This is a genomic window from Pseudoxanthomonas sp. 3HH-4 (assembly GCF_006716465.1).
In the GTDB taxonomy this organism is placed as follows: Bacteria; Pseudomonadota; Gammaproteobacteria; order Xanthomonadales; family Xanthomonadaceae; genus Pseudoxanthomonas_A.
In genome coordinates this window covers 131,203-148,400 of record NZ_VFPB01000003.1, presented here as the reverse complement: position 1 = coordinate 148,400, position 17,198 = coordinate 131,203, and the positions used below count along the sequence as shown (strand labels likewise).

Genomic DNA, 17,198 nt, shown 5'->3' with positions numbered 1-17,198 from the left:
CTCGCGCCGTTGCAGTATTGCTAGCAGTACCGTTCCCCGCCGGCCCGGAGTACCCGGGCCGGCGCGGGTTCATCCGTCCGAATTCCGCATGCGATGACCAAATCCGAACTCATCGAGATCCTCAGCCGCCGCCAGCCGCACCTCAAGGCCGAGGACGTGGACCTGGCCGTCAAGGCATTGCTGGAGATGATGGGCGGCGCCCTCGCACAGGGTGACCGTATCGAGATCCGCGGGTTTGGCAGTTTTTCGCTGCATTACCGTCCGCCCAGGATGGGCCGCAATCCGAAGACCGGCGAGTCGGTCGCGTTGCCGGCCAAGCACGTTCCTCACTTCAAACCGGGCAAGGAGCTGCGCGAACGCGTCAGCGACGTGACGCCCATCGAAGAGGCGGGGGAGTAGCGCCTCGTCGGGTGCGTGTCGTTCCGCGCCGACTCCGTTAAGCTAGGCGCCGTCCTGCAAGGAGTCGCCTGATGAACATGTTCCGCCTGGTCGTTGCGCTGCTGTTCCTGGCCTACGGACTCATCATCGGCGTGTTGAATACGCAGCCGATAACGTTGAAGCTGCTCTTCACCGAGTTCCAGACGTCATCCGGCGTCGGCATCATGCTGTCCCTGTTGCTGGGTGTGGTGATCGGCGGCCTCATCGTGGTGGCCACACTGGTGTGGCCGCTCTACGCGAAACTCCGCAAGGCGAATCGCGCCCAGGCCCCGGCATCAAACGGAGGCACCTCGACCTTCGATGGTGGCGTCTGACCCATGGCCTTCCTCACCGAGTGGTTCTGGTTTTTCCTGTTCCTGCCACTGGCTGCATTGAGCGGCTGGATCATCGGTCGCCGTGGCGGCCAACGTCACGGCGACACGCAGGTCAGCCGGCTGTCGAGCACCTATTTCCGTGGCCTGAACTATCTGCTCAATGAGCAGCCGGACAAGGCGATCGAGCTGTTCCTCCATATCGCGGAACTCGACAAGGAAACCTTCGAAACGCAGGTCGCCCTGGGCCACCTGTTCCGCCGTCGTGGCGAGGTGGATCGCGCCATCCGCCTGCATCAGGGGCTCGTGCAACGAGCCGACCTTAGTGATGCGCAGCGCGTACAAGCCTTGCTGGCGCTTGGCGAGGACTACATGCGTTCCGGACTGCTGGATCGCGCAGAAACCGTATTCACCGATCTCGCACGCATCGATCAACGTGCTCCGCAGGCGCTCAAGCACCTCATTGGCATCTACCAGGCCGAGCGCGACTGGGAGAAAGCGATCGACAATGCGCGACGCTATGAAGAGGTCACGACCGAACCGATGGGTAAACTGATCGCCCAGTTCGAATGCGAACTGGCCGAGCGGCACCGGACGGCGAACAGCGTCGATGCGGCGCGCGCAGCGGTGGCGCGCGCCTATCAGGCTGATGCGGGCAGCGTACGTGCCGGCATCATCGAAGGCCGCATCGAGTCTGATGCCGGCAATTCCGAAGCCGCAATTCGCGCGTTCGAACGCGCGGCACGACATGACCCCGACTACCTTCCCGAGGTGTTGCCAAGCCTGCTGGCAGGCTACGAGCAAGTGGGTGATCTGTCCGGAGCGCGGGCATTCCTGTCGGAGATGTGCGAGCACTACCGGGGAATCGCCCCGGTGCTGGCATTGACGCGCCTGGTCGAACGGCAGGACGGCGTTGCCGCCGCACGGGCCTACCTTGCACGTCAGCTCAAGGACCGGCCGTCGGTGCGCGGCGAAGCGGCACTGATCGACCTCACGTTGGCGGAAGGTGCGGACGCGTCGGCCACGCTGCATGATCTCAAGCACATCACCGATCAACTGCTGGTGCGGAATCCGAGCTACCGGTGCACCCAGTGCGGCTTCGGCGCCAGGACGCACCATTGGCAATGCCCGAGTTGCAAGGAGTGGGGCACGATCAAGCCACTGTTGAACTACGCGGTCGTCTGATGCCGAGTTTGCCCGTCTGGCTGTTGCTGCTGACGGCAGGTACCGCCGCGGGAACTTGGCTGGCGCGTCGATATGCGTTGCGTGGCAACCTTCTCGATCAGCCCGGTGAACGGCGCAGCCATGACGTCGCCACGCCACGCGGCGGCGGCATCGCGATCGTGACGGTACTTGCCGCGGCCGGCCTTTATCTGGCATTGGGTGCAGGGGCGATGGACCTGTTGTGGTGGGGGTTCCTGCCGGGGCTGTTGATCGTGGCCGGAGTAGGGTGGTGGGACGACCATCGGCCGTTGTCGCCCTGGTTGCGGCTCTTGGTCCAGGCCGTTGCGGCGCTGGCCTTGGCTGCTGGAGCTGGAGGGCAAAGCGGCCAAGTGCTACCGGCTATCCTGGCCTTTGGTACGGCCATGGTGCTGGTCAACGTCTGGAACTTCATGGATGGCATCAATGGTCTGGCGACCAGTCAGGCTGCATTGGTGGCGCTGGCCTATGCCGGTCTGTTAATGGGGGGGTGGCACTGGCTTGCCTTCGCGCTGCTCGCGGCATGTATCGGCTTCCTCCCCTTCAACTTCCCCAGGGCCCGGATCTTCCTGGGAGATGTGGGTAGCGGTGCATTGGGCTATGCGTTGGCCGGGCTTGCCACCGCCGCCTACCTGGTACTGCCACCGGTGAGCGCCCCCCTGTTGCTGTTGCCTCTATGCGCATTCCTTGTCGACGCAGGCTTCACGTTGCTGGGGCGCATGCTCCGTGGCGAACGATGGTGGACGCCTCATGTGGGCCATCTTTATCAGATCGGCGCGCGTCGATTCGGGCACGCCGCTGTAACCGTGATTTACATGATGTTTGGCGGCGTTACCTTATTGTTAACATATTGCCTGCCGGACGCTGGGTCGACGGCAACGTTGGGTGCGGCAATCGCGGTCTACGGATCGGGTTGGGCGCTGTGGTTTGTATTGCGCCGAGGATGGCGTGGCGGGTAGCACCGGGAGAGGGATCTGATGGAATCGTGGCGGGATCGATTTAGCGGGTTTATTCCACGTCTTCTCGTGGCGGCCCATGACCTGGCAATGGTGTGGCTCTGCTGGCAGGTACTGCACCGCCTTCGCTATGCAATGCTGGCCCACGCACCGGCGTTTCCCTTTTGGTCGAACGAGATCGCCATTGTGCTCGTGGCACAGGGTGCCGTGTTCTGGTGGATGGGGCTGTACCGCGGCCTCTGGCGCTTCGCCAGTCTTCCAGATCTCTGGAACATCGTGAAGGCGTGCGCCTTGGGTTTCCTTGGCGTCGTGCTTGGTCTGTTCTTCTACAATCGATTCGGTTCAACGCCGCGCGCTGTGTTGGGATTCTATCCGTTTGCCCTGGTGGGTCTGCTTGGGTTGCCTCGGCTTGCTTATCGGGCCTGGAAGGACAGTCAGGTCAACCGCAGCAACGAGAGCGCATCGCGGGTCCTGATCCTGGGCGCTGGGCGGGCAGGGGAAGCCCTGGTGAGGGAACTTCGACGGACTGGCGTATACCAGCCTGTCGCGTTCCTGGACGACGCGTCGCGACTGCACGGATCAAAGCTGCAGGGCATTCCTGTTCTTGGCGGCTTGGAGAACGCTGCGGCAGTCGCGCGGGAGACGGCGGCCCGGATGCTGGTCATTGCCATGCCGTCCCTGGATGCGTCCGCCATGCAGCGCGTGGTAGCAATCTGCGAAAGCACCGGACTGCCATTCCGCATGGTGCCGCGGCTGGTCAATGTGCTCGAGGGGCAGTCCATGCCGGGTGACCTGAAGGAGGTCGCGATCGAGGACTTGCTCGGCAGGAAATCGGTCACACCGGACTGGAAGCTCATCCGGGGCTGGCTTGGGGGGCGGACCGTGATGGTGACCGGCGCAGGCGGGTCCATCGGTTCGGAGCTCTGCCGGCAATGCGCTCGTCATGGTGCCCAGCGGATAGCGCTGGTTGAGATCGACGAACTGGCACTCATCACGATCCAGGGTGACCTTCGCCGCGCCTTCCCGGATCTCGAGGTCCTTCCGATACTCGGCAACTGCGGAGATCCGGCGGTCATTGAACATGCGTTGAGGATCGCGAACCCGGATGCAGTGTTTCATGCCGCGGCTTACAAGCAGGTGCCGTTGCTGGAAGGACACCTGCGTGAAGCTATCGGCAACAACGTTCTGGCGACCGAGACGGTGGCGCGGGCCTGCCGTGAAGCCGGTGTTGCGACCTTCGTCCTGATTTCCACGGACAAGGCCGTGGATCCTGTCAATGTGCTTGGTGCGACCAAGCGGCTTGCGGAAATGGCCTGCCAGGCACTTGATGATGCGCGCTCTGGAACACGATACGTCACGGTGCGCTTCGGCAACGTCCTTGATTCCGCGGGTAGCGTGGTGCCTCTCTTCAGAGAGCAGATCCGCAAAGGTGGTCCGGTCACTGTCACTGATCCGGACGTGACGCGCTACTTCATGACCATTCCCGAAGCGTGCCAGTTGATCCTGCAAGCCGCGTCAGGTGCAGCGCATGCCTCCATCTACACGTTGGACATGGGCGATCCAGTGCCGATCCGGCTGCTGGCGGAGCAGATGATCCGATTGGCGGGCAGGCAGCCGGGACGCGACATCGCCATCGTTTACACCGGTCTTCGCCCTGGCGAGAAGCTGCATGAAACGCTTTTCCATGCAGAGGAGCGCTACCAACCCACATCTCACTCCAAGATCATGAAAGCGCTTGCGCGCGAGGTGGCGCCTGAATTCATCGAACTTGCGCTGCAGCGCATGCGGGCAGCGCACGCCCGGTACGATACGAATGAGTTGGGAGAGGTGTTGCGGATCGCGGTTCCCGAGTTTGCACCGTTGTCAAACGAACAGGACGATTCTTCGGCTAACATCGTGGTATTCCCCGGCCGCGATGCCCGCAGGACCCGATGAGCGCCGCCCGAATCCGCAAAGCCGTTTTTCCCGTCGCAGGTCTAGGAACCCGCTTCCTGCCCGCCACCAAGACCGTACCGAAGGAGATGCTGCCGATCATCGATCGGCCGCTGATCCAGTACGCGGTCGACGAGGCGGTGGAGGCCGGCTGCGACACCCTGATTTTCGTCACCAACCGCTACAAGCATGCGGTGGCGGACTATTTCGACAAGGCGTACGAGCTCGAGCAGAAGCTCGAGCGGGCGGGCAAGCAGGAGCAGCTCGAACTGGTGCGCAATGTGCTGCCGAGCCATGTGCGCGCGGTGTTCGTGACCCAGGCCGAGGCGCTTGGACTGGGCCATGCCGTGTTGTGCGCGAAGCCGATCGTGGGCGACGAACCCTTCGCGGTCCTGCTGCCCGACGACCTGATCTGGAACCGTGGGCCCGGTGCACTGAAGCAGATGGCCGATGCCGCCGAAACGACAGGCGCCAGCATGATCGCGGTGCAGGATGTGCCGCAAGACCAGACGGGCAGCTATGGCATCGTTGCCACCGACGCCTTCACCGGCCGGGAAGGGCGCATCCGCGCGATCGTGGAGAAACCGAAGCCTGAAGTTGCACCGAGCAATCTGGCGGTCGTTGGCCGCTATGTACTCGACTCGCGCATTTTCGCCCTTCTCGAAAACACGGTACCCGGCGCCGGCGGGGAGATCCAGCTGACGGATGCCATCGCAGCGCTGCTGTCCGAAAAACCGGTACATGCCTATCGCTTCAAGGGCACCCGCTTCGACTGCGGTACGCACATCGGCCTCATCGAAGCGACCATCCGCTACGCACTCGACCACGAGAAGCTCAGTGATGCCGCCCGCATCATGATGCAGGACGCGTTGAACGAGCTGGGCGTGCACGAACTCGAGTAAGTTTCCGCATCACCGAAGACCTGATTCGATCAGCTGGTCCCGCACCATTCGATGGATGCCATGTCTGCAGCCGACATATCCGGAGCCGGCTACTATCTCGATACCGCCGGCCCGGCCCCGGCATCGCCTGTGCTGAAGGGGGGCGTCGAAGGATCGGTCTGCATCATCGGCGGCGGGTTCGCCGGGCTCAATACCGCGCTGGGGTTGTCGGAGCGGGGTGTTCGGGATGTCGTGGTGCTCGAGGCGGAGGTGGCCGGGTATGGCGCCTCCGGACGCAATGGCGGCTTCGTGTTCGGGGGATTCTCCCGAGGCGAAGATGCGCTACTGCGTGAGCTGGGTGCCCCGCGTGCCAAGGCGCTTTATGACGGCACGACGGAGGCTGTCGACCTGATCCGGCAACGCATCACACGCCACGCCATCGCCTGCGACGACACGCACGCCGGCATCATTTGGGCCAACTGGTTCAAGGATCCGGAGGTGCTGCGGAACCGGCAACGTCTGCTGGCGGATCATTACGGTCAGGACTGGCGATGGATGCCGCAGGAAACGCTGCGAAGCCAGATCCAGACGCATCGTTACCACGATGGCCTGTTCGAGCCCGACGCCTTCCACTTTCATCCGCTGAAGTACGCGCGCGGCATCGCCCGCGTGGCACAGGAGCAGGGGGTTTCGCTGTTCGCGCGTTCGCCGGCGACAGCGCTGGTGCGGGACGGCGCGGGTTGGCGCGTGATTACACCGCAGGGGCAGGTCAGCGCACGCCATGTGGTGCTGGCGTGCGGCGGCTATCTTGCGGGTCTGCACCGCCGCGTCGACGCAGGTGTGTTGCCTATCGCCACCTACGTGATGGTGACTGAACCGTTGCATGCGCGGATGCAGGACGCGCTCACGACGCAGGCCGCGGTCTACGACACGCGGTTCGCGTTCGATTACTACCGCCCGCTGCCCGACACGCGGTTGTTGTGGGGAGGACGCATCTCTGTAGTCGACCGGTCTGCCGGAGCGGTCCGTAGGCTGCTGTATCGCGACATGTTGAAGGTGTTTCCCCAGCTCGAAGGCGTCCGCATCGACTACGCGTGGTCGGGGTTGATGAGCTATGCCCGCCACCAGATGCCGCAGGTGGGGCGCGTGGAGGACGGACTATGGCTTGCGCAGGCCTTCGGGGGGCATGGCGTGGCGCCCACCACGTTCGCCGGCGAGATCATCGCTAGTGCCATCGCCCATGAAGACCCGCGGTGGCGTGAGTTTTCTGACTATGGCCTGGTGTCGGCCTTGAAGCCGGCGGGCTTCTTGGGCGCGCAGCTCGGCTACTGGTGGGCCGAGTTCAAGGACGCATGGAAAGACAGGATGGAGCGCAGGTGACCGACATGACGGCAACGCAAGACGTCATCCAATGGTCCGACTTCGAACGGGTCGCGTTATGCGTGGGGACGGTGATGAAGGTCGAGGCCTTACCGCAGGCGCGCAAACCGGCGTGGAAGCTCTGGGTGGACTTCGGGCCGCATGGCACCAGGAAGACCAGCGCGCAGATCGTCAGTCTCTATTCGGCGGAGGATCTGGTCGGGCGGCAGATCGTCGGCGTCATCAATTTCCCGCCGAAGCAGATCGGCGGATTCCTGTCGGAGTTCCTGCTGACCGGCTTCCACACAGACGCCGGCGTGGTCATCACCACTGTGGAGCGCCCGGTGCCGAATGGTACGCGGATGGCGTGAGTGAAGGCACCGCAACGACGAAAAAGGCGCCTTGGGGCGCCTTTTTCGTTCGACACGGAAGGGCAAACAGTCAGAGCGACTCGAAGATGCCCGCCGCACCCATGCCGGTGCCGATGCACATGGTGACCATGCCGTACTTCTGCTGGCGACGGCGCATGCCGTGGACGATGGTGGCGGTGCGGATCGCACCGGTGGCGCCCAGCGGATGGCCGAGCGCGATGGCGCCGCCCAGGGGATTGATCTTCGAAGGATCAAGGTCGCTGTCGCGGATCACCGCCAGCGCCTGCGCGGCGAAAGCTTCGTTGAGCTCGATCCAGTCCAGCTGGTCCTTGGTCAGGCCGGCCTGCTTCAGGGCCTTCGGAATCGCGGCGATCGGGCCGATGCCCATCACTTCAGGACGCACGCCGGCGACCGAGAAGCTGACGAAACGGGCCAGCGGTGTCAGGCCGTAATCCTTGATCGCCTGCTCCGACGCCAGCAACACGCCGGCGGCGCCATCGCTCATCTGCGACGAGGTACCGGCAGTGACGGTGCCGCCGAACTGCGGATTGCGGAACACGGTCCGCAGCTTGGCCAAGCCTTCCAGCGACGTGTCCGCACGCGGGCCTTCATCCTGTTCGACCAGCAGTTTCTTCAGGCGAACGGTGTTGCCGGCCAGGTCGGGCTGGCGCGAGATCACTTCGTAGGGACTGATCTCGTCCTTGAACTCGCCCGCGGCCTGCGCGGCGAGGGCCTTCTGGTGCGAGGCGACTGCGAAGGCGTCCTGGTCCTCGCGCGAGATCTTCCATTCCTCGGCCACCTTCTCGGCGGTGATGCCCATGCCGTAGGCGATCGCAACGTGGTCGTTGTCGAACACGCTCGGCGCCATGGCGATCTTGTTGCCCATCATCGGCACCATGCTCATGCTCTCGGTGCCGCCGGCCAGCATCAGGTCGGCGTTGCCCAGACGGATCTGGTCGGCCGCCATCGCCACGGCCTGCAGGCCGGACGAGCAGAAGCGGTTGATGGTCTGCGCGGCGATCGTGTTCGGCAGGCCCGCCAGCAGCAGGCCGATGCGCGCCACGTTCATGCCTTGCTCGCCCTCGGGCATGGCGCAGCCGATGATGGCGTCATCGATGCGGCCGAGGTCGATGCCCGGCGCCTGCGCGACGACGGACTTCAGTACGTGCGCCAGCATGTCGTCCGGACGGGTGTTGCGGAATACGCCCTTCGGCGCCTTGCCAACCGGCGTGCGGGTGGCGGCGACGATGTAGGCTTCTTGGATCTGCTTGCTCATTTCGATGTGTCCTTGTCCGTCGCTTAGTTACGCAGGGGCTTGCCGGTCTTCAGCATGTGCGCAATGCGCGCCTGGGTCTTTTCCTGCTGGGCCAGTTCAACGAAGTGCTTGCGCTCCAGCTTCAGCAGCCACTCTTCGTCGACCAGGGCGCCGCGATCGACCTCGCCACCGCACAACACGGTGGCGATGCGCACAGCGATCTCGTAGTCGTACTCGCTGATGAAGCGGCCTTCCAGCATGTTGACCAGCATCATCTTGAAAGTGGCGATGCCGACGTCGCCGGCCACCTGGATGCGGCGGGCAGGCAGGGGCGGGCGGTAGCCGGTCTCGGCCAGCGCCAGCGCTTCCTGCTTGGCGATGTGAAGCAGCTCGTAGGCGTTGAAGGCGACCTTGTCGCCCGCGCGCATCAGGCCCAGTTCCTTGGCCTCAACGGCGGAGGCGGAGACCTTGGCCATTGCGATCGTCTCGAAGGTCTTCTTCAGCTCGGCGAACACATCGCCACCCGGCCCCGCGGCTTGCGAAGCGCGTACTGCAAGTTCCTTCAGGCCACCACCGGCCGGCAGCAGGCCGACGCCCGCTTCGACCAGGCCGATGTAGCTTTCGAGGTGCGCGACGGTGCGTGCACTGTGCATCTGGAACTCGCAGCCACCGCCCAGGGCGAGGCCACGTACGGCTGCCACGACCGGCACCAGCGAGTACTTGATGGCCTGGCTGGTCGCCTGGAAGTTGGCCACCATCGCTTCGAACTCGGCGATCTTGCCGGCCTGCAGCGCGCCCAGCGCACCCGCCAGGTCGGCGCCGGCCGAGAAGGGCTCCTTCGGCTGCCAGATCACCAGGCCCTTGAACTTCTGCTCGGCGATGGTGATCGCCTGCTGCACGCCTTCCAGCACGGCGTCGGACACGGTGTGCATCTTGGTCTTGAAACTGACCACACCGATGCCGTCGCCGTCGGTCCACAGGCGCACGCCGTCGTTCTCGTAGACGGTCTCGCCCTGGGAGAAGGTTTCACCCAGCAGGGGATCCGGAAAGCGCTGACGCTGGTAGACGGGCAGGGCCGAGCGCGGCAGCTTCGCATTGCGCGCGGGGCTGTAGCTGCCCTCGGGAGCGTGCACGCCCTCACGGCCATCGAACACCCAGTTCGGCAGCGGCGCGCTGCTCATGGTCTTGCCGGCGACGATGTCGTCGGCGATCCATTGTGCGACCTGCTTCCACCCCGCCGCCTGCCAGGTCTCGAACGGGCCCAGCGACCAGCCGTAGCCCCAGCGGATGGCCAGGTCGACGTCGCGTGCGGTGTCGGCGATATCGGACAGGTGATAAGCGCTGTAGTGGAACAGGTCCCGGAACACCGCCCACAGGAACTGCGCCTGCGGGTGCTGGCTTTCACGCAGCTTGGCGAACTTCTCGGCAGGGTTCCTGATCTTCAGGATTTCGACCACTTCCGGCGCGGCGACGCGGTCGGCCGGACGGTAATCCTGCTTGGCCAGGTCGAGCACCACGATGTCCTTGCCCACCTTGCGGAAGATGCCGGCACCGGTCTTCTGGCCCAGCGCGCCCTTGGCGATCAGGGCCTCCAGCCACTTCGGCGATTTGAAGTAGGCATGCCACGGGTCGTCGGGCAGGGTATCGCCCATGGTCTTGATGACGTGGGCCATGGTGTCCAGGCCGACCACGTCGGAAGTGCGGTAGGTGGCCGACTTCGGCCGCCCGATCAGCGGACCGGTGACGGCGTCCACTTCGTCGAAGCCCAGCTTGAACTCGGCCGTGTGATGCGCGGTCGCCAGGATCGAGAACACGCCGATCCGGTTGCCGATGAAGTTGGGGGTGTCCTTCGCATACACCACGCCCTTGCCCAGCGTGGTCGTCAGGAAACCTTCCAGGCCTTCGAGCACCGAGGCATCGGTGGTCTTGGCCGGGATCAGTTCAGCCAGATGCATGTAACGCGGCGGGTTGAAGAAGTGCACGCCACAGAAACGATGGCGAAGCTGTTCCGGAAGAACTTCTGCCAACTTGTTGATTCCCAAGCCAGAAGTGTTGCTCGCCAGCACGGCATGGTCGGCCACGAACGGCGCGATCTTCTTGTACAGGTCCTGCTTCCAGTCCATCCGTTCGGCGATGGCTTCGATGATCAGGTCGCAGCCCTTCAGGTGCTCCAGCCCGGTTTCATAGTTGGCCGGGGTGATGGCTTCCGCCAGCGACTTGCTGGCCAGCGGGGCGGGGCTCAGCTTGGCCAGGCCAGCGATGGCCTTCAGCACGATGCCGTCGGGGTGGCCCTCCTTGGCGGGCAGGTCGAACAGCACGGTGTCGACCCCGGCGTTGGTCAGGTGCGCGGCGATCTGCGCCCCCATCACACCGGCGCCCAGGACGGCCGCCTTGCGTACAAGCAGTTGGTTGGACATGAGGAATCCTTGCGATTACAGGGGTTGTTTGACGTGGTCGGCGCGCAGGCCGGCCTCGGCGAAGCGGATCAGTTCGCGGGCGGCGCGCTCACGATGCGCCGTCTCCGTGACGCCCGTGGGGCGCTTGATCAGGCCGAAGTCGGCCATGGCGTAGGTCAGGGCGCCGGAGAAGAAGTCCAGCCGCCAGTAGAGTTCTTCCTTGCTGAGACCCGGCACGCAGGCGGCGATCGCCTTGCCGAACTCGCGCAGCACGTGACCGTAATGGTCGGACAGGAACTTGCGCAGCCCGTCGTTCTTTTCTGCGTAGGCGCGGGCGATGACCCGGACGAAGGCGCCGCCGCCGTGACGGTCCTGGGCCAGGGCAAGGGCAGGCTCGACGAAGGCGGCCAGGATCGGTTCCAGCTGGCCCGGGCGGTCGGCCAGCGCCTTCTCGAGCAGGGACAGGCGGGCGGCCGTCATGTCGTCCATGCGGCGCCGGAAGACCTCATTGACCAGGTTTTCCTTGCTGCCGAAGTGGTAGTTGACGGCCGCGATGTTCACGTCGGCCCGACTAGTGACCTGGCGCAGCGAAGTGCCGGCGAATCCATGCTGTGCGAACAGCTCTTCGGCTGCCCCCAGGATGCGCTCCTTGGTGGAGAAATGCGTGGTGTTGGCCATGGTGTCTCCGGGACTGAATCAAACGCTTGTTTGATTCATTCTCCGCTGTGCTCCTGCCGCTGTCATGTTGCGGGGCAGCAATTTGCCGCATCCCTGCTGCATCGCGATGCCGTATACGTTAGAATCTCTCTACGCTTTCTGGTCTAAGCCCGCGTTTCGACGCGGGTTTTTCATGTTAATCTTGGGTCTTTAGTGGCCCGCCCAACGGAGAAAATCCCCATGGCGCTGGAGCGCACCCTGTCAATCGTCAAGCCCGATGCCGTCGCCAAGAACGTCGTCGGTGAGATCTATGCCCGCTTCGAAAAGAACGGCCTGAAGATCGTCGCCTCGAAGATGAAGCACCTGTCGCGCCGTGAGGCCGAAGGTTTTTACGCCGTGCATCGCGAACGTCCGTTCTTCAATGCGCTGGTTGAATTCATGATCTCCGGCCCGGTGGTGATCCAGGTGCTGGAAGGCGAGAACGCCGTGCTGAAGCATCGCGACATCCTCGGCGCCACCAACCCCAAGGACGCCGCACCGGGCACGATCCGTGCCGACTTCGCCGATTCGATCGACGCCAATGCCGCGCACGGTTCGGATTCGGTCGAGAACGCGAACATCGAGATCGCGTACTTCTTCGCGGCCACCGAAGTGTTCTCGCGCTGAGCGAACAGTGATGAGCAGCCACGAACTGCCACCGATCGAACTGAAAATGGCCACGGACGCACCGTCCGTGGCCATCGGTGCATCCGTGCCTGCGAAACAGAACCTGCTGGACCTGGATCGCGAGGGCCTGGAGCATTTCTTCATCGAGAAGCTGGGTGAGCAGAAGTTCCGTGCTCATCAGGTGATGAAGTGGATCCACCATCGCTACGTCACCGACTTCGAGCTGATGACGGACCTCGGCAAGAACCTGCGAGCGAAACTGCAGGAACATGCCGAAGTCGTTGTTCCGCAGGTGGTGTTCGACAAGCCCTCCACCGACGGCACCCACAAGTGGCTGCTCGGCATGGGCGTCGATGGCAAGAATGCCGTCGAAACCGTGTACATCCCCGACAAGAGCCGCGGCACGCTGTGCGTGTCGTCGCAGGTGGGCTGTGGCCTCAACTGCACGTTCTGTTCGACCGCCACGCAGGGCTTCAACCGCAACCTGACCACCGCCGAGATCATCGGCCAGGTGTGGGTGACGGCGCGCCACCTGGGCAACGTGCCTGCGCAGAACCGCCGCCTCACCAACGTGGTGATGATGGGCATGGGCGAGCCGCTACTGAATTTCGACAACGTCGTGCGTGCGATGAACATCATGCGCGACGATCTTGGCTACGGCCTGGCCAGCAAGCGCGTCACCTTGTCTACGTCCGGCCTGGTGCCGATGATCGACCGGCTGTCCACCGAAACCGATGTGTCGCTGGCCGTCTCGCTGCATGCGCCGAATGACGCGCTGCGCGAACAACTGGTGCCACTCAACAAGAAGTATCCGATCGCCGAACTGATGGCGTCGTGCGTGCGCTACCTGCGCGCCAACAAGAAGCGTGACTCGGTGACCTTCGAATACACGCTGATGAAGGGCATCAACGATCAGCCCGAACATGCGCGCCAGCTGGCCCAGCTGATGCGCAAGTTCAGCAACGCCGCGCAGTTGAAGGATGCCGGCAAGGTCAATCTCATTCCGTTCAATCCTTTCCCCGGCACGCGCTACGAGCGTTCGCCGGAAGAAGAAATCCGTGCGTTCCAGAAGTTGCTCCTCGACGCGCAGGTGCTGACCATGGTCCGCCGCACGCGCGGTGACGACATCGATGCGGCCTGCGGTCAATTGAAAGGGCAGGTCATGGACCGCACGCGCCGGCAGGCTGAGTTCCGTCGGCAATTGCAGCAACAGGGCATTGACGATGCGGCATAAGGCGCTTTGCCTGCTGCTGATCCCCATTCTGCTGGGCACCGCCTGCAGCCGCCTGACCTTTGTACGCCCCAAGGGCAAGATGGAGCATCTCTCCGGGCAGCAGATAGCGCCTGAGTACTCGGTCAAGGACAGTCCCGAGGTCAAGCGCCGCCAGTCTGTGCAGACGATGCTCGCTCGTGCCACGCAGCGTCTGCATGCCGGAGAGCTCGATGCAGCGGAGAAGGATGCGCGCGCTGCTCTGAAACTGGATCCCGTCTCGGTGGATGCAACAACGCTCCTGGCGGTGATCGAAGATCGGCGCGGGCGGGTGCAGGAGGCGGGCCAGCTGTATCGGCGTGCCGCAGAGCTGGCGCCCGGACAGGGTGGGGCCCAGAACAATTACGGCACATGGTTGTGCAGTAACGGGGCGGCGGCCGAATCGCTGGTTTGGTTCGACCGTGCCGTGCGGGCGCCTGGCTACACGACGCCAGCGTTGGCCATGGCGAATGCCGGCAGTTGCGCCCTAGCCACCGGACAGACCGAGCGGGCCGAACGCGATCTGCGTCTGGCGCTGTCGCGCGACCCATCCAATACAACCGCCCTTGGCGCGATGGCGGAGCTCGAATTCAACCGGCAGCACTACCTGTCGGCACGTGCCTTCATCGAGCGCAGGCTGGCTTCGGGACCCGCCAGTGCCGTGGTGTTGAAACTCGCATCACAAATCGAGGATAGACTCGGCGACAAGGCCGCTGCCAGTCGATATGTTCAGCGGATTCGGGCGGAGTTCCCCGACGCGCAGGACGTCAACTCTGGGGGAAATGCAGGGCCATGATGGACACGGTAGGTGGGGGAGTGGCGCCGTCGCAGGGGTGCGGCGAGGCGCTGAAGGTGGCGCGTGAGCAGGCCGGCCTGTCTTTGCAGGAGGTCAGTCAGCGCCTCAAGATGCCCTTGAAGGTGTTGCACGCCCTCGAAGGCGGGCAGTGGGACCAGTCGGGCGGGGCAGTGTTCGTGCGCGGTCAGCTGCGCAGTTATGGCCGCCTGCTGAAGGTGGACGTCGAACCGTTCCTGCAGCAGGCGGAGGCGGTGGTGTCGAAGCCGGCAGAACTGGTCAGTCATAGTCATACACCGCGTTTCCAGTACTTCTTCGAGAGCCTCAAGCGGCGCGCGGTTTACGTGGTGCTGACGCTCGTCATCGCAACCCCGGTATGGATGGCCTTGCGGCCAGCATCGGGCCCTGCGCCGGATGCTGCGACGGCATCGTTAGACATCGTCCCGAGCGTGCAATATTCGCCAGACACGGCGGAAGGCACCCGCCCGGTCGGTAGGCCGCAGGCAACGCCCTATGTCGCTTCAATGGCGCCAATTCCGCGTGCGACGACATCCTGGCTGACGCTCACGTTCAAGGGAGACAGCTGGGTCGAGGTCAATGATCCCGATGGCCGCAAAGTAGAGCATGCGCTCGTCCGGGCGGGCGAAGAACGCAGGTATGCGAAGGGCGAGGTGGGGCGCGTCAAACTGGGTGATGCCACGGCGGTCGAGGTTCAGCATGCCGGTAGTACGGTGAGCTTGGCGCCGTACCAGCGAGCGAATGTCGCACGCTTTACGGTATCCTCTGAGGGTTCCTTAGCGCCGGTCGGAGACTGACCCGCGCGACGGGTTTGTCCAACAAAGACCAAGACCCCGCCTCGACGGGGCAAGAGAGCGCATGGCGATTGATGATCTGCTCGACGAGCACGAACAAAGCGAACGCGTCCGTAGCTGGCTCCGTAACAATGGTGCCGGTCTTCTGGGGGGCGTGATCCTGGGGCTGGGTGTCATCTTCGGCTGGCAGTGGTGGCAGAAGAGCCAAGCGGGCAAGAAGGAACAGGCGTACCAGGCGTACCAAGCGGCTGTCGAGGATCTGTCGAAGGGCGACCTGAAGCAGGCCAAGGGCGCCGTGGATTCGCTCATGAAGGAAGACGAGCTGTACGCCGATGTGGCCGGTCTCCAACTGGCCAAGGCGCAGATCCAGGCGGGTGAGCGTGATGCCGCCATCGCCACATTGCGCGGCCTGACGCCTGTCGATTCGCTGCGGCCGCTTGTGAACCTGCGCCTGGCGCGCCTGCTGATCGATACCGGCAAGCACGATGAAGCGTTGAAGTTGCTGGACAAGGCCGATGATGCATCCAGCCTGGAAGTCCGTGGCGACGCGCTGCTGGCTGCCGGCAAGTTGAAGGAAGCACAGGATGCCTATACGCGCGCGTTGACGACGCTCGATGTGGTATCCCCCCAGCGTCGGCTCGTGGAGCTGAAACTCATCCACGCCGGCGGCACGCCGCCCAAGAGCGGAGACGCCGCATGAAGCTTACCCATGGTTTTCCCGTCCGTCTCCTGACGGCAGCACTCCTGATCGCCGCCCTGGGGGGCTGCAGTACGGTAAAGGGCTGGTTCGACGGCGACGACAAGCCGGACGAGAAGCCCACCGATCCAGCGGAACTGGTCGACATCACGCAGTCTGTGTCTGTGTCCAAGCTCTGGAGCGCGAACGCCGGCAAAGGCGAGGATCGACTGGGCATCCAGCAAGCGCCTGTGGTGGAAGGGGGCCGCGTGTATGCCGCTGCAGTCGAAGGCGGCGTGCGTGCCTTCGATCTCCAGACGGGCAAGCAGGTGTGGCAGTACAAGTCCGATTTGCGACTGTCGGGTGGGCCGGGCGCGGGCCAGGGGCTCGTGGTGGTGGGCACGCTGGACGGTCAAGTCATCGCCCTTGATGCCGCCACTGGTGCCGAGAAATGGCAGGTGAAGGTGCCGAACGAAGTCATCGCGGCGCCGTCGATTGGAACGGATCTGGTTTTCGTGCGCAGCAATGACGGCCGCGTCACCGCATTGAGCGCCGCAAACGGCGAGCGCCGCTGGTTCTGGACCAACGAGCTTCCCAGCCTGACCGTTCGCGGCAACGCGCCGGTCGTGGTCGGTCCGGGCGTCGTGTTCGCAGGCAGCGATGACGGCACGGTCACCGCACTGTCGGCGGGCGATGGTCGTCCCATGTGGACGCAGGCGGTAGGTACGCCGGAAGGTCGCAGCGAACTCGAGCGCATGGCCGATGTGGATGGCGCTCCGGTGCTGGAAGGCACCACCCTGTATGCCACCAGCTACAAGATGGAGACCGTTGCGTTGGAAGGCCCTTCGGGCCGTCCTTTGTGGACGCGGGACAACGGTGGCGCGGGTGGCCTGGCGGTCACCAGCAGCGCGGTCATGGTGGCCGATCCGGCGGGTACCGTTTGGGCGCTGGACAAGTACAGCGGCAGCGCCTTGTGGTCCAACACCACGCTGGCGCGACGCTCGCTGACCGCACCTACCATCCATGGCGATTACGCCGTGGTCGGTGACTACGACGGCTACCTGCATTGGCTGAAGACAGACAATGGCGAGGTCGCGGCGCGCGCCCGCGTGGGGGGCAAAGCCCTGCGTGGCAAGCCTGTCGTCGCCGACGGCATCCTGCTGGTACAGGATGTGGAGGGCGGCCTGACCGCCTTCGGGTTCAAGTAACCCCAGCCGGAGGAGTGGGTCGGCCCACTCCTGGTCTT

Annotated in this window: 17 protein-coding genes; 14 read left to right on the top strand and 3 right to left on the bottom strand. The window is 64.1% G+C overall.

What is annotated here, in order from left to right; genetic code table 11:
* The first annotated feature begins 93 nt into the window (after nt 1–93).
* From FB548_RS10645 to FB548_RS10610, 8 genes are all read left to right on the top strand, one after another.
* On the top strand, nt 94–399 hold the full coding sequence (locus tag FB548_RS10645) for an integration host factor subunit beta (RefSeq protein WP_142124760.1): 306 nt from the start codon (nt 94–96) through the stop codon (nt 397–399).
* Between the two features lie 71 nt (nt 400–470).
* On the top strand, nt 471–752 hold the full coding sequence (locus tag FB548_RS10640) for a LapA family protein (RefSeq protein ID WP_142124759.1): 282 nt from the start codon (nt 471–473) through the stop codon (nt 750–752).
* 3 nt (nt 753–755) lie between these two features.
* Nucleotides 756–1,934 carry a lipopolysaccharide assembly protein LapB gene (gene lapB, locus FB548_RS10635; protein WP_142124758.1) on the top strand — a complete coding sequence of 393 codons (1,179 nt, stop codon included), beginning with the start codon at nt 756–758 and terminating at the stop codon, nt 1,932–1,934.
* Nucleotides 1,934–2,908: a lipopolysaccharide biosynthesis protein gene (locus tag FB548_RS10630; protein ID WP_142125049.1), complete on the top strand. Its 975-nt coding sequence runs from the start codon at nt 1,934–1,936 to the stop codon at nt 2,906–2,908. Before lapB ends, FB548_RS10630 begins: the two co-directional genes overlap by 1 nt.
* An 18-nt stretch (nt 2,909–2,926) precedes the next feature.
* Nucleotides 2,927–4,840 (top strand): nucleoside-diphosphate sugar epimerase/dehydratase, encoded by a 1,914-nt coding sequence (locus FB548_RS10625; protein WP_142124757.1) that lies wholly within the window; start codon nt 2,927–2,929, stop codon nt 4,838–4,840.
* Nucleotides 4,837–5,739, top strand: coding sequence for a UTP--glucose-1-phosphate uridylyltransferase GalU (gene galU / locus FB548_RS10620; RefSeq protein ID WP_142124756.1), 903 nt, complete (start codon nt 4,837–4,839; stop codon nt 5,737–5,739). The genes FB548_RS10625 and galU overlap by 4 nt, the downstream gene beginning before the upstream one ends.
* A gap of 60 nt (nt 5,740–5,799) precedes the next feature.
* Nucleotides 5,800–7,098, top strand: a complete 1,299-nt coding sequence (locus FB548_RS10615) for an FAD-binding oxidoreductase (protein ID WP_142124755.1) — start codon at nt 5,800–5,802, stop codon at nt 7,096–7,098.
* 5 nt (nt 7,099–7,103) lie between these two features.
* Nucleotides 7,104–7,448 carry a tRNA-binding protein gene (locus FB548_RS10610; RefSeq protein WP_142124754.1) on the top strand — a complete coding sequence of 115 codons (345 nt, stop codon included), beginning with the start codon at nt 7,104–7,106 and terminating at the stop codon, nt 7,446–7,448.
* A 70-nt stretch (nt 7,449–7,518) separates the two neighbouring features.
* Here the strand turns inward: FB548_RS10610 and FB548_RS10605 are convergent, their stop codons facing one another.
* The 3 genes from FB548_RS10605 to FB548_RS10595 are packed head-to-tail and all read right to left on the bottom strand — an operon-like array spanning nt 7,519 to nt 11,777.
* Complete coding sequence (locus FB548_RS10605; RefSeq protein WP_142124753.1) at nt 7,519–8,724, bottom strand: acetyl-CoA C-acyltransferase; 1,206 nt, start codon at nt 8,722–8,724, stop codon at nt 7,519–7,521.
* 23 nt (nt 8,725–8,747) lie between these two features.
* Nucleotides 8,748–11,120: a 3-hydroxyacyl-CoA dehydrogenase/enoyl-CoA hydratase family protein gene (locus tag FB548_RS10600; protein WP_142124752.1), complete on the bottom strand. Its 2,373-nt coding sequence runs from the start codon at nt 11,118–11,120 to the stop codon at nt 8,748–8,750.
* A gap of 15 nt (nt 11,121–11,135) precedes the next feature.
* Nucleotides 11,136–11,777: a TetR family transcriptional regulator gene (locus FB548_RS10595; protein ID WP_142124751.1), complete on the bottom strand. Its 642-nt coding sequence runs from the start codon at nt 11,775–11,777 to the stop codon at nt 11,136–11,138.
* A 219-nt stretch (nt 11,778–11,996) separates the two neighbouring features.
* Here FB548_RS10595 and ndk point away from each other — a divergent pair, with 219 nt between their 5' ends.
* From ndk to bamB, 6 genes are all read left to right on the top strand, one after another.
* Complete coding sequence (gene ndk, locus FB548_RS10590) at nt 11,997–12,422, top strand: nucleoside-diphosphate kinase (RefSeq protein WP_142124750.1); 426 nt, start codon at nt 11,997–11,999, stop codon at nt 12,420–12,422.
* A gap of 46 nt (nt 12,423–12,468) precedes the next feature.
* On the top strand, nt 12,469–13,656 hold the full coding sequence (gene rlmN, locus FB548_RS10585; RefSeq protein ID WP_142125047.1) for a 23S rRNA (adenine(2503)-C(2))-methyltransferase RlmN: 1,188 nt from the start codon (nt 12,469–12,471) through the stop codon (nt 13,654–13,656).
* A complete protein-coding gene (gene pilW / locus FB548_RS10580; RefSeq protein ID WP_142125048.1) occupies nt 13,646–14,467 on the top strand; it encodes a type IV pilus biogenesis/stability protein PilW in 822 nt (273 codons plus the stop codon). Before rlmN ends, pilW begins: the two co-directional genes overlap by 11 nt.
* Nucleotides 14,464–15,279 (top strand): helix-turn-helix domain-containing protein, encoded by an 816-nt coding sequence (locus FB548_RS10575; RefSeq protein WP_142124749.1) that lies wholly within the window; start codon nt 14,464–14,466, stop codon nt 15,277–15,279. The genes pilW and FB548_RS10575 overlap by 4 nt, the downstream gene beginning before the upstream one ends.
* Nucleotides 15,280–15,340: 61 nt before the next feature.
* Nucleotides 15,341–15,976 carry a tetratricopeptide repeat protein gene (locus FB548_RS10570; protein ID WP_142124748.1) on the top strand — a complete coding sequence of 212 codons (636 nt, stop codon included), beginning with the start codon at nt 15,341–15,343 and terminating at the stop codon, nt 15,974–15,976.
* The gene (bamB, locus tag FB548_RS10565) at nt 15,973–17,160 is read left to right on the top strand and encodes an outer membrane protein assembly factor BamB (protein WP_142124747.1); all 1,188 of its coding nucleotides are present in this window, start codon (nt 15,973–15,975) and stop codon (nt 17,158–17,160) included. The genes FB548_RS10570 and bamB overlap by 4 nt, the downstream gene beginning before the upstream one ends.
* The last annotated feature ends 38 nt before the right edge of the window (nt 17,161–17,198 follow it).